17 protein-coding genes are annotated in these 21,268 nt (G+C 40.4%); 9 read left to right on the top strand and 8 right to left on the bottom strand.

The features are described 5' to 3' along the window. Positions 1 to 22 precede the first annotated feature (22 nt). The 4 genes from caiC to caiT form a co-directional block, all read right to left on the bottom strand. Positions 23 to 1,576 (bottom strand): crotonobetaine/carnitine-CoA ligase, encoded by a 1,554-nt coding sequence (gene caiC / locus L884_RS0106990; protein ID WP_028766821.1) that lies wholly within the window; start codon positions 1,574 to 1,576, stop codon positions 23 to 25. A 10-nt stretch (positions 1,577 to 1,586) separates the two neighbouring features. Then, positions 1,587 to 2,813 (bottom strand): L-carnitine CoA-transferase, encoded by a 1,227-nt coding sequence (caiB, locus tag L884_RS0106985; protein WP_037410533.1) that lies wholly within the window; start codon positions 2,811 to 2,813, stop codon positions 1,587 to 1,589. A 231-nt stretch (positions 2,814 to 3,044) separates the two neighbouring features. Then, the gene (gene caiA, locus L884_RS0106980) at positions 3,045 to 4,181 is read right to left on the bottom strand and encodes a crotonobetainyl-CoA dehydrogenase (RefSeq protein WP_028766819.1); all 1,137 of its coding nucleotides are present in this window, start codon (positions 4,179 to 4,181) and stop codon (positions 3,045 to 3,047) included. Between the two features lie 41 nt (positions 4,182 to 4,222). Then, the gene (gene caiT / locus L884_RS0106975) at positions 4,223 to 5,779 is read right to left on the bottom strand and encodes an L-carnitine/gamma-butyrobetaine antiporter (protein ID WP_051435562.1); all 1,557 of its coding nucleotides are present in this window, start codon (positions 5,777 to 5,779) and stop codon (positions 4,223 to 4,225) included. Positions 5,780 to 6,709: 930 nt separating this feature from the next. Here caiT and L884_RS0106970 point away from each other — a divergent pair. From L884_RS0106970 to L884_RS0106945, 6 genes are all read left to right on the top strand, one after another. After that, positions 6,710 to 7,483 carry an electron transfer flavoprotein FixA gene (locus tag L884_RS0106970; RefSeq protein WP_028766817.1) on the top strand — a complete coding sequence of 258 codons (774 nt, stop codon included), beginning with the start codon at positions 6,710 to 6,712 and terminating at the stop codon, positions 7,481 to 7,483. 13 nt (positions 7,484 to 7,496) lie between these two features. Next, positions 7,497 to 8,438 carry an FAD-binding protein gene (locus tag L884_RS0106965; RefSeq protein ID WP_028766816.1) on the top strand — a complete coding sequence of 314 codons (942 nt, stop codon included), beginning with the start codon at positions 7,497 to 7,499 and terminating at the stop codon, positions 8,436 to 8,438. Between the two features lie 89 nt (positions 8,439 to 8,527). Next, the gene (gene fixC / locus L884_RS0106960) at positions 8,528 to 9,817 is read left to right on the top strand and encodes an FAD-dependent oxidoreductase FixC (protein ID WP_028766815.1); all 1,290 of its coding nucleotides are present in this window, start codon (positions 8,528 to 8,530) and stop codon (positions 9,815 to 9,817) included. Beyond that, entirely contained in the window at positions 9,814 to 10,101 is a 288-nt protein-coding gene (locus tag L884_RS0106955; protein ID WP_028766814.1) for a ferredoxin family protein, read from the top strand. Before fixC ends, L884_RS0106955 begins: the two co-directional genes overlap by 4 nt. Positions 10,102 to 10,363: 262 nt before the next feature. Beyond that, positions 10,364 to 11,704 (top strand): MFS transporter, encoded by a 1,341-nt coding sequence (locus L884_RS0106950; RefSeq protein WP_028766813.1) that lies wholly within the window; start codon positions 10,364 to 10,366, stop codon positions 11,702 to 11,704. A 184-nt stretch (positions 11,705 to 11,888) separates the two neighbouring features. After that, complete coding sequence (locus L884_RS0106945; RefSeq protein WP_028766812.1) at positions 11,889 to 13,022, top strand: hypothetical protein; 1,134 nt, start codon at positions 11,889 to 11,891, stop codon at positions 13,020 to 13,022. A 417-nt stretch (positions 13,023 to 13,439) separates the two neighbouring features. Here the strand turns inward: L884_RS0106945 and L884_RS0106940 are convergent, their stop codons facing one another. From L884_RS0106940 to L884_RS0106925, 4 genes are all read right to left on the bottom strand, one after another. Next, the gene (locus L884_RS0106940) at positions 13,440 to 13,913 is read right to left on the bottom strand and encodes a peroxiredoxin (RefSeq protein ID WP_028766811.1); all 474 of its coding nucleotides are present in this window, start codon (positions 13,911 to 13,913) and stop codon (positions 13,440 to 13,442) included. A 202-nt stretch (positions 13,914 to 14,115) separates the two neighbouring features. Beyond that, positions 14,116 to 15,123 (bottom strand): LysR family transcriptional regulator, encoded by a 1,008-nt coding sequence (locus L884_RS21840; RefSeq protein ID WP_051435561.1) that lies wholly within the window; start codon positions 15,121 to 15,123, stop codon positions 14,116 to 14,118. 152 nt (positions 15,124 to 15,275) lie between these two features. After that, complete coding sequence (locus L884_RS0106930; protein WP_028766810.1) at positions 15,276 to 16,034, bottom strand: outer membrane protein OmpK; 759 nt, start codon at positions 16,032 to 16,034, stop codon at positions 15,276 to 15,278. A 50-nt stretch (positions 16,035 to 16,084) separates the two neighbouring features. After that, complete coding sequence (locus tag L884_RS0106925; protein WP_028766809.1) at positions 16,085 to 17,875, bottom strand: aryl-sulfate sulfotransferase; 1,791 nt, start codon at positions 17,873 to 17,875, stop codon at positions 16,085 to 16,087. Between the two features lie 458 nt (positions 17,876 to 18,333). Here L884_RS0106925 and L884_RS0106920 point away from each other — a divergent pair, with 458 nt between their 5' ends. The 3 genes from L884_RS0106920 to L884_RS0106910 all read left to right on the top strand — a co-directional run bounded on the left by L884_RS0106920 (position 18,334) and on the right by L884_RS0106910 (position 21,237). Further along, positions 18,334 to 18,945: a thiol:disulfide interchange protein DsbA/DsbL gene (locus L884_RS0106920; RefSeq protein WP_028766808.1), complete on the top strand. Its 612-nt coding sequence runs from the start codon at positions 18,334 to 18,336 to the stop codon at positions 18,943 to 18,945. 9 nt (positions 18,946 to 18,954) lie between these two features. Further along, positions 18,955 to 19,563 (top strand): disulfide bond formation protein B, encoded by a 609-nt coding sequence (locus tag L884_RS0106915; RefSeq protein ID WP_028766807.1) that lies wholly within the window; start codon positions 18,955 to 18,957, stop codon positions 19,561 to 19,563. Between the two features lie 255 nt (positions 19,564 to 19,818). Beyond that, positions 19,819 to 21,237 (top strand): magnesium transporter, encoded by a 1,419-nt coding sequence (locus L884_RS0106910; RefSeq protein WP_037410508.1) that lies wholly within the window; start codon positions 19,819 to 19,821, stop codon positions 21,235 to 21,237. Positions 21,238 to 21,268: the final 31 nt, after the last annotated feature.

Raw genomic sequence — 21,268 nt, 5'->3', positions numbered from 1 at the left:
TTAAAAGCTAATTAAGTTAACTTCACATCAGAAGTTTTTTTTGTACTTTGCAGGTACAGGTTCTTGGAAAAGATTTTTTTATTTCGATAAAAGATGGAACTTTAAATTTCGCCATATTTTCAGCACAGTACTGCAAAATTTGCTCGACACTTAAAGACACACCCTCATTAAATATGACAAATGCTTTAACTGCCTCATCGCGAATTAAATCTGGCACGCCAATAACGGCAGCATCGAGAATATAAGGATGGGACATTAAAACTTTTTCAATTTCGGAGCTGGAAATATTTTCACCGGAGCGCTTTATCATGTTTGTCTTTCTATCAACAAAGTAAAATAAACCACTTTCATCGACATAGGCTTTGTCACCGGTATAGAGCCAACCATCGGCACTTAACACTTCTTCAGTCGATTTTTGGTCTTGATAGTAGCCCTTCATGATCGTGCGACCGGGTACACCTTTCACCCAAAGATCGCCCACCACATTTGCAGCCAGTTCTTGGCCATTTTCATCGACAATTTTCGCTTCATAACCTAGGCCGGGGCGGCCTATTGACGGCCAGTGACGTTCCTCTGCTGGGCTATCACCAATCAGCCCCACTAAGGTTTCTGTCATGCCATATGAGTTAAACAATTGCACATTAAAGCGGGTTTCAAAATCCAACTTCTCTTGATCTGAAATATGCAAAAAAAACAGCATGTCACGCAGACAATGATCACGCTCAGTTGCCACTTTAGGCTGCAGCATTAAGGTGCGAACTATCATAGGCATACTGTGAGTAATCGTCGCTTTGTAATCACAGATCTGTTGCCAGAACTTACGTGCGCTGTATTTCTCTAGCATCACCAACTTAGCGCCAACGGTAAATGCTGCCATGGCGGCATTACATTGAAAGTCGATGTGAAAACTTGGCATCATGCTTAAGTAGGTATCATCGCTTCTCAGGCAGGTTTGCCACGCCGTGTAATAGCCTGCAAACTGCAAATTACAATGGGTGATCTCCACACCTTTTGGCCGCGATGTTGTGCCTGAGGTAAATAATATTTCGGCCACATCGTCACTACTAACGGTGACCTGTTTGACTAACTCAGCCGCTTGCTGACTCACAAGAATATCGAAGTTCATCGATTCCGATATCTCAGGGTTAATCGTTCTTGTAACCAAAATATTATTTATTGAGTTACCTACTTGCTGTTTCATCCTGCTATAAATAGCGAGAAACTCTTCTTCAATAACGACGGCTTTAACATCACACTTATTTATAATGAATAGGCTCTCATCAAATAAGTATTGGTTATTAATAGGCACAATAACTGCACCTATTTTGGCTAAACCAAACCAACAGAAAATAAACTGCGGACTGTTATATAACTGCACCGCAACTTTATCGCCTTTATTTATACCTAGACTCAAAAATAAGTTAGCGGTTCTATTAATTTCGTCGTTCAGTTGACTATAGGTAAACTCTTGGACATCGCCGGCAGCATCCTCATAAACCAACGCTGTGTTATTATTAAATTTACGAGCACGCTCATCCCACATGCATCTTAATGTTTTGCTTCCAACGATATCCATTCTTCTTGCCTCACTTACACTCAGATACTTTTGCTAAGCCTTTCTCGCTTAAGCTCTGTATTTGTTCTGCCGTGTAACCGATATCTTCCAAGATTGCAGCTGTGTCCATGCCATGCTTTGGCATACCACGCCAGATCTTGCCTGGATTGTTCTTAAACTTAGGCATCACGTTTGGACCTCTGTAGGTCTTACCGTCAATGTTCTTCCATTCAGTAATCGACTCACGCGCAATATACTGAGGATTGCTATCAAGCTCTGGGATGGTTAACACTTTTGCACAAGCGACATTTAGCTCGGCAAACCTTGCCAACACATCTTCGATGCTCTTATGTGCTAGGTATTCATCTAAGGCATCTTCAACCTGATAGCCGAATGGACACTCAATACGGTGAATTAACTGTGTACCAGCAGGGATCTCTTCGCCACCATACAGATGCATAATATTCATATCCTTGAACATCTCTTCGATCTGCATACCACCCACAAGCTCCATTACGATATAACCATCTTCACACTTATATAGACCGCAACCTGCGTAGTAAGGATCTTTACCTTTAGTCATACGTGGGCAAATTTCGCCGCCATTGAAGTGATCCATCATGAAATATTGACCCATACGCAACATCACTTCATACATAGCCACGTCGATACTTTCACCAACTCCGGTTTCACGTACACGATATAGTGCTGCGAGTGCAGAAGTGGTTGCCGTCATACCTGAGAAGTAGTCTGCTGTGTATGGAAAGGCTGGCATTGGCTGATCGATGTCGCCATTCTGAATTAGGTAACCACTGAATGCTTGAGCAATCGTGTTGTAGGCAGGTAAGTTGGTGTATTCATCTGTGCCATACTGACCAAAGCCAGATAAGTGAGCGATGACTAACTTCTTATTACGTTCCCAAAGCACTTCATCAGTGATCCCGCGACGAGCGAATGCAGGCCCTTTACTCGCTTCGATAAAAATGTCAGTAGTTTCCATTAACTTAAGGAATGCATCACGACCTTCATCCTTAAAAATATTAAGTGACAATGCATGAAGATTACGACGTGATAACTCTGGGTAGTTTGGCTGTACACGGATGGTATCCGCATAAGCAACGTTTTCGATCCAAATCACCTCAGCGCCCCATTCCGCAAGCATTTGTGCTGCAAATGGACCAGCAATTTCAATACCAGAAAACACCACTCTCAAACCAGAAAGAGGACCAAACGTAGGTGTGGACAATTTATTTGACATGATACCCATCTCTCTAAATATTCGAACAAAAATTCATCACGACAACAGCGTCGAGAAGATAGTCATAATTGGGATTTACCAAGCACTACAGTGATTAACGGCAACCCGCTGGGATTTAAGAAGCAGTGTCGATCTGCTTAAAATTAAAAAGAGGCTCTCAAATCCCAAGCTAGGTGCCGGCCAGACTAAGTACTCACTTACTCAGTACCTAGCCTGTTACCTATGCAATGTTTAGCGGTAACGCTTTAACACTTCACGACCTAAGGTCAGGATCTGCATTTCATCAGAACCACCTGAGACACGGTCTACTCGGATATCACGCCACATACGGCTGATACGGTGCTCACCCGCAATCGCATAACCACCTAGCACTTGCATCGCAGAATCAATGACTTCAAAACCTGCATTCGCGCAGTAGAACTTACACATTGCAGAGTCACCTGAAGTCATTGTGCCGTTATCACACTTCCAAGCCGCCTCATAAACCATGTTCTTCATGCTGTTAAGCTTGATAGCCATGTGTGCGAACTTGTCTTGGATTAACTGGAAGCGACCAATCGTTTCACCAAACTGAACACGTTGGTTAGCGTACTTAGCCGCATCTTCAAATGCGCAATACGCTGCACCATAGTTAGTTAAGGCCACAAGGAAACGCTCAGAGTCAAACTCCTCTTTAACGCGCATGAAACCGTTACCTTCAATACCAAACATGTCTGACTCCTCTAGCTCAAACTCGTCAAACTGAAGCTCACAGCAGCTATCCATTTTCAAGCCTAGCTTTGGTAACTTGCTCATCTTGATGCCTGGCTTAGACATATCGACAAACCACTCAGTGAAGATTGGTTTTTCAGAGTCAGCATCTTTAGCCATAACCACGATGTAAGGTGCACCTGCAGCACTGGTGATAAAACACTTACTACCAGTCAAATACACTTTGCCATCACGGCGCTTATAAGTGGTTAGCAAGCTACCCACATCAGAACCCGCACTAGGCTCAGTGATCGCTGAGTTCCACATTTGCTTACCTGTACCACGAAGTGCCATGATCTTATCGATCTGCTCTGGGCTACCGTGTCTTAGCATCGTAGTGATACCTGGTAATTGATATAGCACGTATGTTGGTGCGCCTAAGCGACCTAACTCTTCCCAAATCACGGCTAGCGTCACCATGCCTTCGTTGAATCCACCGTGCTCTTCAGGCAATAACAAGCTGTCGATGCCCATCTCGGCTAGCTCTTTAACGAAGCGCTCTGGGTACTGGCTATTCTCATCACACTCTGCGAAATAGCTTTCCCAGTTTTCTTTAGCCATTAAGTCACGGATACCAGCTACAAAAAGCTCTTGTTCGTCGGTTAATTTAAAATCCATTATTTTTTCCTCTCAATTTCAACTGTGGATCCCAGATGTGGCTAAGCCTTTGCTGCTTCAGGTTTCCAGTTATTTTTACGAGCATCTTTTAAGAAAGAGACGATGATCATGATATTGACGATAATCAGTGGAGCACCACCGGCAATAATTGCCGTTTGCAGCGGCTTCAAACCTCCAAGTGATAACAAAACAATACCGATAACCCCCACAAGCACAGACCAGCCGACACGAACCCAAACTGGTGGCTCGTTATCAGCGTCAGCACCTTTACAGGTAGACATAGCTAAGGTGTATGAACAGGCATTAACTAAAGTTACAGTGGCAAGGAAACATAGAATGAAGAAGCCCCACATTGTGATCGTGCTGAAAGGTAAAGCGGCCCATGTTTCGATAATCGCTCTCGCCGCACCATACTGTTCGATCAGCTGTGGCATATTGACAAGATTTTCGTTCATCAAACTCATAGTGTTACTACCTAGAATGGTCCATAGGAACCAGGTAGAAGCGGTTAAACCAGCCACCATCGTCAAACAAAGTTCACGCACAGTGCGGCCACGGGAGATTTTAGCTAAGAAGATACACATTTGAATGCCGTACACTACCCACCAAGCCCAGTAGAACACGGTCCAATCTTGTGGGAAGCTTCCTTCACTTACTGATGCTGTATAGAACAGCATACGAGGAAGTAGCTCGAGCATTACACCAATAGAATCAGTAAAATAATTGATAGTGAAGCTAGTTGCGCCGATTAGGAATACCCAAACCAGCATGATGATGCTCAAGTAACTACGTAAGTCACTAGCAATTTTGACACCTTTAGTTAGACCAAAAGCAACACAGATAGCGTTAAAAATAATCCATGCAGAGATGATAATAGTATCAACTTCTGGGGTACGCGGAATGCCGAATAGCCATTGAATACACTCAGTGACTAACGGAGTAGCCAAACCTAAACTGGTACCCATAGCAAGAATTAGCGCAACGACATAAACATTATCGATAAAGATACCGATGAAACCTTTATGGTGCTTACCTAACACAGGCTCTAAGGTGCCGCTTGGGCGAACCACGTCCATCTTCTTAACGAAAAGGAAGTAACCAAGTGCCACAGTAAAGAAGCCATAACCCATCCAAGGAAGTGGCCCCCAGTGGAATAAACTATATGCAAGCCCTAACTCTTTAGCTTGTACAGATAAGGGGGCAAGATCGAATGGCGGGTAAGTCACGTAGTAATAAACTTCTAGAGATCCCCAAAACAATACTGCTGCCGAGGTACAAGAGGCAAACATCAAAAAGATCCAACTTCCTGTGCTAAACTCGGGCTTTTCCTGACCTAAACGGTTGTTAGAATATGGCCCCCATGTCAACCAAGCCCAACCTGCTCCCATGAAAATCATATACCATTCAAATGCCCATCCCCATGTATGGGTCAAGTAATGAAATACTTCTTGAATTGCAACATTCGCCGCATCTAAGTCTCTTACTGTAAAGTAAGAAAGCAATACAACGGCGATTAATGAAGGAAAAAAGATAATCGGGTCAATAGTGACCTTTTTCTTTCCTGCTTTGGCATCTACATCCATCGTTTTATTGTTCATATTAATACTTCTCCCTCTCTATTCGAAGAGGATAATAGTTAAAGTTTTAAACTGAGTATTTATCGAATTACTTTATTACCTAGAAATAAAAGTCAAAAACAAATATAACCAAGCATTTAAACCAATCACCAAACAACAATTTTAATTACTTACAAGAACTAGAAACTTATAAACAATTAATAAAATTAAATTAGCCCGTTGATTTGCGTAAGAATCATGCCAGCCAGAATTTAGCTATACAGTGATCGTTATCACGTTCACTTGAAATAGAAATTTAACCACTTAAAAACGACAAAAAGTGAGTAATAAAAATAGAATTTAACTTATGAATAAAACTTGAAAAAATCTTATCAACCGATGCTGATACGCCCCTTCCAAAAACAACAACGAAACAATTTAAACATTACAAAACAACAAGATACAACCAAAAGAGGTTAAATGCAAAAGGCTAAATTAGAGCGCTGCAAAACAACAAAAACGTTTCTGAACAAGCTAAAAAAAGACTAAAAACTATAATTCTAATAAGCATATTAGAATTACTTAACTAGTATATTTAAGCTCTACTAATGAGATTATTAGAACTAGTAAACACACCATTAGCATATCTAATACCCACATTAAAAAATCTAAAAAAACGATTTCAAAAAGTATATTAGTGAAACTAATAGAGTTGTTAGAAAGACTAACTTCGGTCCACCTATAAGTGTGACGAACATAACATTAGCTTATTAATTTATCGCCATATAATTGGCTCAACTTAGAATGGTTACCAAGAGGATTCTTTAATATCCCCTTATGAAAGCTTAATTTAATGCTTATAAGCATTGTTAATTAAAACCCATTTTAACAGAACCCAAACTAATAATTAGTTATGACATTAATATTCTTATATTAGGTTTTTAAATACTTCGTATTTTAACGGGAGAAATAATGAAAATTATTACGTGTTATAAGTTAGTACCTGAAGAGCAAGATATCTCAATCGCCGCTAATGGTAGCTTAGATACCAATAAAGCCTCACTTAAAATTAACCCATTCGATCTCTGTGCAGTAGAAGCAGGTGTCCAACTTAAAAGCCTTTTAGGTGACAGTAATATCACTGCGATGAGCATTGGCGGTAAGGCCTTAGAAAACCCTAAATCACGAAAGGATATTCTTTCCCGTGGTCCAGATGACTTAACCGTTGTAGTAGATGAAAAATTTGAGCATCTGCTACCACATCAAACAGCACGTGTATTGATGGCAGCTGCACAAAAAAGTGGTTTTGATTTAATAATCTGTGGTGATGGTTCTGGAGATTTATATGCTCAGCAGGTTGGCTTACAGTTAGGTGAACTACTAGGTATCGCCAATATTAATGCAGTTAGTAAAATTATCGCGGCAGAGCAAGACAAGATCACTGTTGAGCGCTCGTTAGATGATGAAGTAGAAGTATTAGAAATTTCACTACCAGCCGTAATTTCTGTATCTGCAGATATTAATGAACCCACAATCCCATCAATGAAAACAATTCTAGCTGCAGCCAAAAAACCAGTTACTAGCTTAGGTGCCACAGACTTAGAACTAACAGAGTTTCCAGCATTAGTTGAGCTCACCTCAGTTATCGCACCAAAACAAAAAGCTCGCCAAAATTTCATCATAGATGGCGATGATGAGCAGCAGTTAACCGAATTCGCAGAACACTTACGTAAAGCACTTAACTAATTAAGGATAAATGATGAGCAAACTATCTAATATTTGGGTATTTAGCGATATCGCTTCCCGTTTACCTGAAATGATCGCAGCAGGTGCTGCACTAGGTGAAAAAGTATCTGCCTTTATCATTGGCACAGAATCAGAAATTACAGCCGCTTACACACTAGGCGCAACCAACGTGTATTACTTAGGTGAAAAAGACAGTCAAAAAATTACTGAAGACTATAGCCACACAATAGCACAAGTTATTGCAGCAAATAGCGAAAATAGTTTAGTTCTATTAGCTCCAACCAAACGTGGTAAAGCCCTTGCCAGTAAACTAGGTGTGCAATTACAAGCTGGTGTTGTTAACGATGTTACCGAAATCAACGTCGAAAACGGTGTACATGCTAAGCATATGGCCTACGGCGGGTTAGCTATAGCTGAAGAAAAAATCAACAGCCAAATAGCAATTATGACGTTGAGCAGTGGCCTATATGAAGCATTACCTGTTGATCCTAGCAGCACAGGTGAAGCAGTTAATGTCACCTTTGTAGAGCCAACAACAAGCATTACATGTGTTGAGCGCCGAGCTAAACAAGGTGAAAGTGTTGACTTAGGCAAAGCTAAGCGCGTTATCGGTGTAGGTAGTGGTATTGGTAGTCAAGAAAATCTTCAAGTCGCTAATGAGTTAGCTGCACTAATGGGGGCAGAGTTAGGTTGCTCTCGTCCAATAGCTGAAACTGAAAAGTGGATGGAACGCGAGCGCTACATCGGTGTATCGGGTGTAATGTTAAAGCCAGAAGTTTACTTAGCATTGGGTATTTCAGGTCAAATCCAACATATGGTTGGTGCCCTAGGTTCTCAGACAATTTTAGCCGTTAACAAAGATAAGAATGCGCCAATCTTCCAATATGCGGATTACGGTATTGTTGGTGATATCAACAAAGTCATGCCAGCGCTTATTAGCGCTTTAAAAGCTTAACTGAAAACTATTTATATCGTTATTTCAATCGCCTCCCTTTTCAAATAAGAGAGAGGCGACTAGCCAAATATATGTAGAGAGTGACGAGTATGTCAGAAGAATCATTTGACGCGATCATCGTAGGAGCTGGGCTTGCAGGCAGTGTTGCTGCATATGTTCTTGCGAAAGAAGGCGCAGACGTTCTAGTTATTGAACGTGGCAACTATGCTGGTAGCAAGAATATGACTGGAGGCCGTTTATATAGCCACAGTTTAGAAAGAATCATCCCTGGTTTTGCTAAAGAAGCGCCAATAGAAAGAAAGGTAACTAAAGAAAAAGTTACTTTTCTAACCGACGATACAGGCGTCACTCTCGACTACCACAACGGTCGAGAACAAACTGCAATTGAAGAGTCTTACACCCTATTAAGAGGCGACTTTGATCAATGGTTAATGGGCAAAGCTGAAGAAGTAGGCGCTCAATTTATCAGTGGCATTCGGGTTGATGAAATTTTAGTTCAAGACGGCAAAGTCATCGGCGTAAAAGCTGATGGTGATGAGCTAACAGCAAAGTCAGTGATTTTAGCTGAAGGCGTTAATCCGGTTCTTGGAGAACAACTAGGAATGGTAAAACGTGTTAAATCTGATGCTATGGCAGTTGGAGCAAAAGAGTTAATCGAACTACCAGAACAAGTTATTCGAGATCGTTTTAATCTTAATGAAGATGAAGGTTGTGCTTGGCTATTTGCAGGCTCTCCCGCCAACGGCTTAATGGGAGGAGGCTTCATTTATACTAACAAAAGCTCAGTTTCATTAGGTATCGTCTGTGGTTTACATGACATTGGCAGTTCAAATAAAACTGTACCGCAAATGCTTGAAGACTTTAAAAACCACGCCATGATCAAACCCCTTATCGAAGGTGGCAAGTTAATTGAATATTCAGGTCATGTAGTACCAGAAGCCGGTATTCATATGGTGCCGAAACTGGTTGATGATGGCGTATTAATTACTGGGGATGCTGCAGGTTTTTGTTTGAATATCGGTTACACCGTCCGCGGTATGGATCTAGCTATCGCCTCGGGTGAAGCAGCAGCAAAAGCTGTACTAGCTGCTCGCGACAAAAATGATTTCAGTGCCCAAGGTTTATCTTCCTATCAAACATTATTAGAAGATAGCTTCATCATGAAAGATCTCAATTTGTACAAAGAATTGCCTAAATTCATGGAAAACCCACGTATTTTTAATCAATACCCTAAGATGGTTGCTGACATCATGCAAAGTATGTTCACCGTGGACGGAAGTCCATCTCAGCCTATTAGAAAAACACTCATGAAGCACTGTAAAGAAGTCGGCTACATGAATCTAATTAAAGATGGATTTAAAGGAGTCACTTCAATATGAATAAAGTAGTTAATGTCGATGTAAAACTTGGAGCCAATAAGTTTCATGTGGATGAGGGGCATGCGCACATTATTCTAAAAGATAATCCAGATCTAAATGAATATCGAAAGCTTGTTAATGCATGTCCTGCTGGGCTTTATAAATTAGAAGATGATGGAACGATAAGGTTCGATTCAGCCGGATGTTTAGAATGTGGAACATGTAAATTTCTCTGCGGTGAAACCATTTTAGAAAAATGGGAGTATCCTAGAGGCACATTCGGTGTGGAATATCGATACGGATAAAAAACGTAATTAAAAAAATATACTCCAGGGTTGGAAAAATATTTTCACAACCCTTTTAGTCGTATTTTAAAATAATATTATTGTTGCCACTTCACAAATACAAAACCTTTATTAGAAAATATAAAAAAACACCATCCAAGTCACCTTTTTAATAATTTTACCGAGTACTATTTAATTCTAGATTACAAAATATACAAAACGGAGTTAACACCTCCCAATAATAAATAATAAATATTTAATAATATATTTGGTGGTAATTATCATGAAACCAAGAACCAACTTCGATGATATGGAGTTTACTCCGTTACACAAGAAAATAATGCTTTGGGGTAGTGGTGGACCTTTTTTAGATGGTTATGTATTAGTAATAATTGGACTAGCACTTCAACAATTAACCCCTGCCCTTGAGTTAGATGCACAATGGATCGGATTAGTTGGAGCCGCTACGCTAGCCGGACTCTTTATCGGCACAGCACTATTCGGTTATGTAGCAGATATATTCGGCAGAAAATTGATGTTCATGATAGATATCATTGCTATCGCAGTGCTCTCTTTTGCAACCATGTTCATCTCTTCACCAATTGAACTTGTCGTTATGCGTTTTTTAATCGGTATTGTCATTGGTGCGGATTATCCAATTGCAACATCAATGGTTGCCGAATTCTCGCCAACTAAAAAACGGGCCTATACAATGGGCTTTATTGCTGCAATGTGGTACGTCGGAGCTACAGCAGCAAACATGGTTGGCTACCTATTATATGATGTAGAAGATGGCTGGCGCTGGATGTTTGGCAGTGCATTAATTCCTTGTCTAGTCATCCTTCTTGGCAGGTTTCACCTTCCTGAATCACCAAGGTGGTTGCTCAAGAAAGGCCGAATAAAAGAATGCAAAGACACAATGGAAAAGTACTTTGGTCCTAATGTTGATATAGCGCATGAATCGGCAGAACAAACTAAATATAGCAAGCTTTTTGAGCCCGTTTATTTAAAACGAATTCTGTTCATTGGCTTTATTTGGACTTGCCAAGTTATTCCAATGTTTGCCATCTATACCTTTGGGCCGCAAATTATCGAGCTCTTAGGTTTTACTGACGGCAAGGATGCAGCCCTTGGCAATATAGTGATCAGTCTATTCTTCATGGCTGGCTGTATTCCAGCTATGTACTGGCTCAATTCTATTGGCCGCAGGCCCCTGCTCATTGGCAGTTTTGGCATCATGACTGCGTCTCTAGCACTCCTAGGGATAGTACCAGAGCCTAGCATTTGGTTAATTATTGGCGCTTTTGCTACATATGCCTTCTTTTCTGGCGGCCCAGGAATATTGCAATGGTTATATCCAAATGAACTATTTCCAACAGAGATCCGAGCATCAGCTGTCGGTGCAGTAATGTCATTCAGTCGAATTGGCACCATTATTTCAACCTATGCATTACCGATTTTCATGGCTAACTATGGTATTTCTCCAACATTATTAGTCGGTGCTGCGATTTCATTATTTGGTTTAGTTATCTCCGTATTTATGGCTCCAGAAACTAAAGGTTTAACTTTAGAGACAACAAGCTCAGCAGCCTTCAAAAGTAAAGGTATTGCAACGAACAACTAATAAATATTAAAAGGGGGGGGGTCAACCTCCCCCAAAAGCCAACTCCAAACTATTTATTAATTTTTATCTAAAGATCATCTTTAAAATTTAAGGAGTTAATATTTGAGCAAGCTAGTTTCAAATCCATGAAGTATTTTTAAAAAATAAAATATAAATAACTTACCTATATAAAAACGGGGATAAAATCATGAACACAAATAAAAAGTTCTACCTTTCATTAGTTGCAAGTGCACTAACATTAAGCACTTTTAATACCCTTGCTGCGGAGCAAGAGGATGGTATTAATATCCACGGTGGTGTACGTGTAAATTATGCGTATAAAGATTATAGCGAAAGCTCAAAAGATAAAGCTGGAGATTTTACCTTTGATATGGCGTCTTTGAGATTTGATGCAAAGCACGGAAATTGGGGATTAAAGTCTGACTACCGTTTTACAGCTGATACTAACTATATCAAATTTGGTTATGGTTATTACAACTTCAATCCAGATTGGCAGTTACAATTTGGTATAAACAAGGTGCCATTTGGCAACCTAGGATATATTTCAAATAGTTATTGGTTTGGATTGCCGTACTACTTAGGTTTCGAAGATGATCACGATATAGGTATAAAAGCTGTTTACGAACACAATGGCTGGCAAACTGATATGGCATTCTATAAAGGTGCTGAATATGGTCCTACAGAAAACAAACGTTATGCTGCAGACCTATACAGCGGAACAATTAACGGAACTGAATACCATAACGAAGAGACAAATCAAGTTAACTTGCGCCAAACCTATAAAATGGAACATCAGGGTGGCTCAACCACCTTTGGTGCTTCTATTGAAGCGGGACAGATTTACAACTCAAAAACTGGTAACAACGGCGACAGATATGCCTTTGCTGCACATTTAGATAGTACTTTCAATGGATGGAACCTACAGTTACAAGCAATGCAATATGAGTTCGATGCAGCCGATAGCGCAGATAGCAATAAAATTGGCGTGTCTGTGGTCAGCTGGCAATTTGAAGTGGCATCTAAAGGTCAAGTGTATAGTGCAAACATAGCCAAGACCCTTCCTACAGATTGGGGCAGTATCAAGTTTTATAATGACTTTGGCTTAATGACTCCTGATGTAGATGATGATAGCTACGATAATAGTATGCAAAATGTTTTAGGCGCAGCGATCAGTGCTGGTCCTACATACACACAAATTGACTTTATCATGGGTAAGAATATGACTTTCTCAACGGCTAACAACGACCATATAGGTCTACCGGAAGTTGGCGACGATTGGGATAAACGCTTCAATGTTAGCGTAGCTTATTATTTTTAATAACACCTCACCAATTTGTGGCGCTCATACTCCTACATGTCACCCATAAGAAGTTGATTTAGCAACGTAACTACAGCCTTCACCTAGTGAAGGCTTTTTTACCTATTTCAACCAGCACTATAATGTTGGCACTTTCAAGCTTATGACAGTTTTGTAAACTCAAAAAGACTTCCTTTCTGATTACGCTAAACAAGTACAATTCATTAGATTTCTCTAATTATATACCTAGGCATCGCTTAACTAAACATAAAGCTTTTAGAAAAATTAATTGATATAAAAATATCTGTTAGGTAAGCATATATAGTCAACGAAAGCCGTGTTTGTCTTCAAAATACAAAACACCCGATGAAGCTCATCGAGCATTTTAAACAGAAAAAAGTGCCAACCAATTTCAGGACTTGTCAAGGCTAACCAGATTTACAGTGACACAAGAATCGCTTCAGCAGTGCTCACTTCAAATGATTTTGGCGCTTCAATATTCAAAGTTGTCACGACACCATCATCCACGACCATTGCATAGCGTTGTGAACGCACGCCACCAAATGCTGCGGTATCCATCTCCAATCCTAACGCTTTGGTAAAGCTAGCATCACCATCAGCAAGCATCATCAATTCAGAAGCATTTTGCGCTTCACCCCATGCCTTCATTACAAATGCGTCATTCACTGACACACAAGCAATAAAATCAACACCTTTGGCTTTTAGCTGATCAGCAAATACCACGAAGCCGGGTAAGTGCGATTCAGAGCAAGTCGGAGTAAACGCACCCGGTACAGCGAATAAAACGCCTTTCTTTCCAGCAAATAACTCTGCGACATCATGGTTAACCATACCGTCTTTAGTCAATTGAGCGAGTGAGCCCTCAGGTAGTTTTTGGCCTTGCTTTATCATGAGCGTAATTCCTTTAGTTATAACTAGCATTTAACTCATCCTAGTTGAATTTATAGCAAACAAACACTGATAAAAAGCAAGGTTATATGTTGATATAGTATCGATGACTTATAAATAGCAGCACGAATGCTATTGCTATTTATTATCTATTATTTGGCTATCTAACTATATTATTAATATCAGGCAGGACTACTTGTTATATTTATATATTATCACCAACCTCTTTATTACCAGCGACTACATTACCAATGATTGAAACGACATCATCTCTTTGATATTGACAGTTAACATATTCAGTAAAAGATTTGAAAATGAACTCAATTAAGTAATTAGTCTCCTGAGAACCATAACGTGTCTTACTAATATATAAACGATAATTACACTCTATTTCATCGATTTCAGCAGGGCCTTTTAGAAGCGTTAACCCTGATAAGTCTTTTGGTAAAGAAACAGCTGAAGTATAAGTAATTGCATTACTATTGTGTAATGCACTAAAAATACTACTCACATATCCCATTCTGCCGACAAAATTCGGTTGCAGGTTATGCTGTTTAAGCACGCGTTCAATAAGTGAATTACCATTGTTATTCCAGCCAGCAAGATCATTCAAAATAACCGGATACATGGCGAGATCTTCTAAAGTAACCTTACCCTGAGCACATAATGGGTGCCCTTCTCTAACAACACATAATCTATGGCAAGGAGCAACTTCGACATCATATATCCCCTTGGTACCATTAGGCATAATATGAATACCAAAGTGAATTGCGCCTTTATCAAGATCTTTCATCGCATTTAAATACCAAGGTCTGGCACACAATGCCACCTTAGGTAAGGTTTTTTGCAGATCATTAAATAACTTAGCAAACCAACCACAGGCTGTATCATCAGCAACTAATGACAACTCTCGCTCAATCTGAGAAGGGGCAAAATCATTACCATGGATCAGTTCTTCTTCTACGCGATTGATAAGATCTCGAGCAAAGTGCCCTACTTGTAAACATCGCTCTGTTGGTTTTAACCCCTTTCCAGTACGCACAAACATATCATCTGCAAATATGCTGCGTAACCGCCGTAAGTGGTAACTTATCGTTGACTGGCTCATACCGAGTTCATCAGAAGCAACACATGCGTTACCGTGCTTAATTAGACTTACAATTAATTGCAAGTGAGCGATAGAAAGATCCTTTACACTTTCATTGCTATTCATCTAACTTCCTTGAGAACACATTAAGACAATTAATATTAATCGTTAGCATACAAGCGCAGAACCTTGGCTTGCGTTATCTCATAAGTTGTTCACATATATTGGAAAACTGGGATATAGAAAGAAGCTAACCTAGTTTTCTATATCCCATGATGTTAAAAGTTATAACCCGCTTCAAAAAGCAATTCGCCACCGCCGTTTAATGCTCCACCCCAACTTTTACGGTGTTTGTATAAAGTGCTGACAAAGAATTGAGAGTTAAAACGATAGTCGATACCAATAATTGCTTGATGGCCGTAAGAATCAAAACCAAATACCTCACGGTGCTCATCGCTTCTATCAAACTGCGCTTCATAATAGGCCTTGGCGAACCATTCAGAAGTCAAAGGATAGCCAAGCATAATCGTTGTCGCGCCACCAGATGCGCCATTAAAGGACTTACCTGTTGGTGAAAAACTGCCATATGCATACTGCATGCCTAACCCAATCGTCCCTTTTAGCTTCCCAAGCGAGACATCATAAGAACCACCTAAGTAAAAGTTTTGTTCCATCCAAGGTTTATTGGCACAAGTAAATGATTGCCCCCAAATATTGAATGGAGAGTCACCAAGGTTATAGTCCAGTTTTAACCAAGCTTTTGTCGTTGCACCGGCATCTACTCCCTGCTGATTTTCGGCGCTATCCAGTGGGTTCTCAAAACGTAGCCATCCTGTCATGCTGCCCCAATCAGCTATAGTGGTATGGCCCAAAATTAAATGGGCTTGGTCGTATAAATTTGGATTCTTATCCTCGGCATCGAGTAGGTACTCGTAACCAACAATAATATTATTCTGCTGAAAAAGTACTTCTGCATTGGCGGAGCCAATACTAGCGCTACCTAACATCACTAACGCCGCAATTGTTGAAAGTTTCATTGCTATTCCCCTAAAAATAGCGGGCCCATAAGGGCCCGAAATGTTTTCTATTACTGACCAAACTGGCTAGTTGGGTTAACAATAATTGCGCGGTAATGTGGTGAGTTTGGTTTATCTGACAGAACGTCAATCTCAACCTTCACTTTTTTATCGTCGTAACCAATTTCATTGATTCGACCAATCGTGCGCTCACCTGGCGTGTATAGGTGCACAGAGCCACCAAAACCAAACATAGTATTTTTATCTTCCATGTACTCTACGTTTGAAGTAATTGGGCTATACCAGTCATAGCCACGGTCTTTACCGTATTCCCATGTCTGCTGCACCGTCATATTTTTATCGTCGATCTTATACTCTACAAAGCGACTGTATTTCATTGATGGTAACGCTGGCTGCTCATGGCCACGTCCGTCACCATTATCTAAAACAGTTAAGTTACCAGTAGTGTTGTTTAGCCATGCAGTATGTTGGGTGTAAGTGAAATCAAAATCACCTTCACAGACGCCTTTTTCTGTACACTTAATTGCCTTACCATTTTTATCTACTGGCTTTAATAACTTCTTAGCTAATTGTTCATTCCAACCTTCAGATGGTGCAAGGATCCATTTAACTTCTTTATCTCGAGTAACCTTAACTACACCCTGATGACGTAGCGACAGAATAATAGAATCATCTTTTGGATCATATTCGATCGAGTTGATATGCGCCCAGTTTCGACCCGCTGCAATACCTGGAATGTCGCCATAAGGTGCGTTAATTTCCATTTCAGCAGTTTGTCCCATCTGGTCAATATCGACGTTCAAACATACTGCGCCCATGTCTAGGGCTTCTAGTAATGCATCACGATATGGATCTAGAATTTCGTTAAGATTCCATACATCAACCAAGTTACCTTGCTGGTCAATCTGTAGAATGTGGTCACGCACTGTATGTACGATATCACCTTGAGGGTTTTTATAGTTGGCCTTAGCGGCACGAACTAAGGAGTGACCATTAGGCATAATATTGTGCTCATGTGACGCATCAATATAGCCACGTGGTAAACGGCGCTGCTCAAAGTTGCCTAATAAATCAAACGTACCGTACTGTTGACCTTGAACGAAAGTGATCCGTCCTTCGCCATTATCATGTAGGCCCATTAAATAGCCGCGCTTGTTAGCATCAATACCCACGCCATCATAGACCGCGTCTTGATCTAACCACCAACGGATATCACCATTAGTATCTACAACGTAAGTCATAGGCGCGTTGTCAAAAGTAATTGACCCCATAGCAGGCGTTGACTCAAAAATACCTGCATCTTTACCCTTTTGCCCAGACCAATGTAAATCTGAACCTTGCTGGTTATAAGTATGGCTATTAACTAAATAAAGGCGGTTTTCAAAACCTTTGGCGACCTTTTTAACTTGTACCTCTTGCATAACGGTAACGTTACGGTTATCCATATATTCGTTGGTTATCGGGCCAGTTAAAACCTTATAGTCTTCTTTAATATTTTTGCCGTCTAATTTATATTTAACCGTCACTTCGTTGTTATAGTCAGCATATAAACCAAATAAAGGAATACCATCATGGGTATTTACTGTTTGCTGGCCAACAGGGTAACTAATATCGATGCCCTTTTTTCCCTTACCATGTACTGTAACCGTCACATCTGTTGGACGTTTACTGCCTAAATCCAATACTGCTGTTAATGGTGAATTACCATATGGGTTAACTAGAACAGCCCCTAATTGACCAGCCGCTGGAGCCGGTTTAAAGCCTGCAGCTTGTGAGTCAAACGCAACTGTTGATTGAAATAACGCAGCCATTACTGCAGCAGCTAAAATATGACGTTTCATCGCATCTCCAAATATATTTTATTTATTAAATTAATTAACGGGAACGAAAAAACAATAAACAACCAAAACCAATTTAATTGAGAATAAAATCACACTATTTATTTCAAATAACTATTCAATTAAAACAACGCAAACTAAAACATGAAAAACAAACCTTTTTGCAAAAAGTAAAAATCAGATATTTGATTATTAAAACACACACAACAAATTAAAAAGCATGATTTAGATATTTTAAATAACACCAATCTGAATATTTAAAATCGACAGAATAAACACAACCAACTTAAAAGTATCAAAACCATAATCAACGCCTAAAAATAAAGTGAGACAATGATCACGACTTCATTTTGATTTTTATAAATAGAATGCGCCATCAAAACAAAACACCCATTGGCATAAATCAATTACAAATAAATTATTTAGTCATCATTTAAAAATACTTATATTTTGGAGTTATCATGAAGAAGTCACTTATTGCTATCGCTGCTAGTTTATTTCTATCTTTTGGTGCAAATGCCGCTACAGAAGGAGTGGAATATCAAGTATTACCAGAAGCTGCACAATTTAACGCGCCAAACCAAGTGGTAAAGATCTACTCGATCAACTGCCCATTCTGCTACAAGTATGAAAAAGCGGGGATCCCAAACGAAAAACTATTACCTGCCGGTAGTTCGATAGACCAATACCACATCACCAGCAAACCACCGTTTGGTGTTGAAAAATCAACAGCATTAGCTATCGCCAAAGAAATCAAAGGCGACAAAGTTTTTAAGCAATTAAAAGACAAATACTACGACCAGTACCATGTTAAAAAAGTAAAGTTTAAAGACGCTGATTCGACTATCGCCTTCACGTTAGACACCTTAGGCATGAGCCGTGCTGAATTTGACAAATATGCTCAAGATCCAAAAGTAAAACAGCTTATGACCAAGTGGGATCAGGGTGTTGAAATTGCAAAAATTCAAGGTGTTCCAGCTATTACTGTTAACGGTAAATACCTAATCAACACTAAGTCAATCCGCTCTATGGATATGCTTAAAGAACTGATTGCTGAATTATCAGCTAAGTAAGGGATAATTATGTCAATTAAAAACTATTGGAGTCAGTTTAAAGCCGCTCCCGCTGACAACTTGATGACCATGCAGAATCAACGACCGATTTGGGTCGTTATGGTGGGAGCTGCTGCATTCCTTATTTTATCGGCAATTCTCTACTTCCAACTATTTCTGGCAATGGATCCTTGTGAGCTTTGTGTCTACATTCGATTCAGCCAATGCTGTATCGTTATTGCGGGTTTAATTATCTTAATCGATCCCAAAAATAACATACTTAAGTTCTTAGGCATCTTATTGGCATGGTACGCAATAATCCAAGGTTGGATGTGGTCATATGAATTAATGAAAATCCACGATGCGGCACACATGGTTGTAGATGAAACAATGGACTTCTTTGCTGCAGCTGGTGACGCAGCTGGCTCAGCTTGCTCAACAGACCCACGTTTCCCGCTAAATTTACCACTTGATGAATGGCTACCTTTTGAATTTGCTCCAACAGGTGGTTGTGGTGAAGACGACTGGACGCTGCTAGGTATGAATATGGCACACTACTGCATGATCGCTTACACCGTATTCATGGTCTGCTTAGCACCACTCACTTTTGGCTGGGTACGTTCATTAATCAAAAAGTAATGACTGTTTACTAAGTCGATATTGAAACAGGAAGTTAACTGCAACAGCTTAACTTCCTGTTTGTTTCTCACTCCACATCCACCTCACTGACTCTCACCGACTCAGCTCACATACTGCCTACCATAGTAAGTGCACAAAATGCTATTATTGGCATTAGCTAAACTTTATCGTTAACTCAACAAAACCCATTGCGAGTTAACGATTTAATCAATATAGTTGCGCACTTTTTAAGTCTCAGTTTAAGGTCGGATAATCATGTCATTGCCAAAAGATGAACTCCCTATCGATAACAGCCAACATCTAAGCGATTCAGAATATGAAGCGCCTGAGTTAGCCATGGTCGAAGTGAGCCAATCGGTTGAGCAGTTGACAAATGCTGAGGGTGAGGAACAGGCTGAACTATTCGACGAGATGCTCGAAGAAGCAGAGCCTGGCACCGTCGCGCTATTACTTGAATCTTTACCATTAGACGAGCGTTACGAACGCTGGTCGCAAGTTGATATCGATGAGCGAATTGCGGTACTAGATTTAATGCGCGCCGACCCGCGTAACGGCATTCTAAACGAGATGCCGGAAGCGGAACTTGATCAACTATTCTCGCAAATTTCGCCAGAAGACTTAATTGAGTGGAGTGACACTTTACCTGAAGCGATGACAGATCGTGCGCTGTCACAAATGGGTGAACGTCAACGTCAGCACTATGATCGTTACGATCAATACTCTGAAAATGAGATTGGCCGTTATGCCGAGCATCAATTTTTAGCACTGAATCTAAACTCTAGCGTATCGCAAGCCCAACGTTTCTTCCGTCGAATCAAGCTCGACTGTAATGATCATGTGTTTTTACTTGATGATGACGACAAGTACATAGGCAGCGTGCGTCGCCACGATGTGTTTCGTGCCGCACCAGAAAGCACCTTAGAAAGTTTGCTATGGGAAGACAGTCGTTCAATTTTAGCCGATGCAAGCCTAATCGAAGCCGCAGAGGCGATTGAACACAGTAATGAATTAGAAATTGCTGTTGTCGATGCTAACGGCATTATGATTGGCCGTATGACCCTACGTACTGCCACAGCCTTGGTACGGGAACACTACGAGTCACAATTAATGGCAACTGCAGGTATGGACGAGGACGACGATTTGTTCGCACCTATTACCGTAGGTGCTCGTCGCCGCGCAGTATGGCTAGGGATTAACTTACTGACAGCCTTTTTAGCCTCTGCAACCATAGGTTTGTTTGAAAACGTACTAGAAAAGGTGGTCGCACTGGCGGTATTAATGCCAATCGTTGCCTCAATGGGTGGCATTGCCGGTAGTCAGTCATTAACCTTGATGATCCGCGGTATGGCCATGGGACAGATCTCATCGGGTAACGTAATATCCTTACTTAAAAACGAGCTAGGCATAGGTATATTAAATGGCGTGCTGTGGGCTATCGTAATTGGTTTGATTGCTGGATGGTGGTTTAGCGATCCGATTATCGGCACAGTTATCGGCGCAGCTATTTTGATTAATATGGCTGTTGCGGCAATAGCCGGGGTGATGGTGCCGATGATTTTACAAAAAATGAATCAAGACGCAGCGCTATCAGGCTCAGTCATTCTTACCACTGTTACTGATGTTGTCGGCTTCTTCTGCTTCTTGGGCCTAGCCTCAATTTTGTATTTATACTAACAGTTGTATTTTCCGAGCATAAAAACCACAA

This window comes from Shewanella fidelis ATCC BAA-318, from assembly GCF_000518605.1.
In the GTDB taxonomy this organism is placed as follows: Bacteria; Pseudomonadota; Gammaproteobacteria; order Enterobacterales; family Shewanellaceae; genus Shewanella; species Shewanella fidelis.
Note: the sequence above shows the minus strand (reverse complement) of the source record. Positions and strands in the feature narration are given on the sequence as shown.

Excerpts from the sequence above, each read along its gene's own strand:
- caiC (WP_028766821.1), bottom strand. The coding sequence starts at position 1,576 with ATGGATATCGTTGGAAGCAAAACATTAAGATGCATGTGGGATGAGCGT.
- caiB (WP_037410533.1), bottom strand. The coding sequence starts at position 2,813 with ATGTCAAATAAATTGTCCACACCTACGTTTGGTCCTCTTTCTGGTTTG.
- caiA (WP_028766819.1), bottom strand. The coding sequence starts at position 4,181 with ATGGATTTTAAATTAACCGACGAACAAGAGCTTTTTGTAGCTGGTATC.
- caiT (WP_051435562.1), bottom strand. The coding sequence starts at position 5,779 with ATGAACAATAAAACGATGGATGTAGATGCCAAAGCAGGAAAGAAAAAG.
- L884_RS0106970 (WP_028766817.1), top strand. The coding sequence starts at position 6,710 with ATGAAAATTATTACGTGTTATAAGTTAGTACCTGAAGAGCAAGATATC.
- L884_RS0106965 (WP_028766816.1), top strand. The coding sequence starts at position 7,497 with ATGAGCAAACTATCTAATATTTGGGTATTTAGCGATATCGCTTCCCGT.
- fixC (WP_028766815.1), top strand. The coding sequence starts at position 8,528 with ATGTCAGAAGAATCATTTGACGCGATCATCGTAGGAGCTGGGCTTGCA.
- L884_RS0106955 (WP_028766814.1), top strand. The coding sequence starts at position 9,814 with ATGAATAAAGTAGTTAATGTCGATGTAAAACTTGGAGCCAATAAGTTT.
- L884_RS0106950 (WP_028766813.1), top strand. The coding sequence starts at position 10,364 with ATGAAACCAAGAACCAACTTCGATGATATGGAGTTTACTCCGTTACAC.
- L884_RS0106940 (WP_028766811.1), bottom strand. The coding sequence starts at position 13,913 with ATGATAAAGCAAGGCCAAAAACTACCTGAGGGCTCACTCGCTCAATTG.
- L884_RS21840 (WP_051435561.1), bottom strand. The coding sequence starts at position 15,123 with ATGAATAGCAATGAAAGTGTAAAGGATCTTTCTATCGCTCACTTGCAA.
- L884_RS0106930 (WP_028766810.1), bottom strand. The coding sequence starts at position 16,034 with ATGAAACTTTCAACAATTGCGGCGTTAGTGATGTTAGGTAGCGCTAGT.
- L884_RS0106925 (WP_028766809.1), bottom strand. The coding sequence starts at position 17,875 with ATGAAACGTCATATTTTAGCTGCTGCAGTAATGGCTGCGTTATTTCAA.
- L884_RS0106920 (WP_028766808.1), top strand. The coding sequence starts at position 18,334 with ATGAAGAAGTCACTTATTGCTATCGCTGCTAGTTTATTTCTATCTTTT.
- L884_RS0106915 (WP_028766807.1), top strand. The coding sequence starts at position 18,955 with ATGTCAATTAAAAACTATTGGAGTCAGTTTAAAGCCGCTCCCGCTGAC.
- L884_RS0106910 (WP_037410508.1), top strand. The coding sequence starts at position 19,819 with ATGTCATTGCCAAAAGATGAACTCCCTATCGATAACAGCCAACATCTA.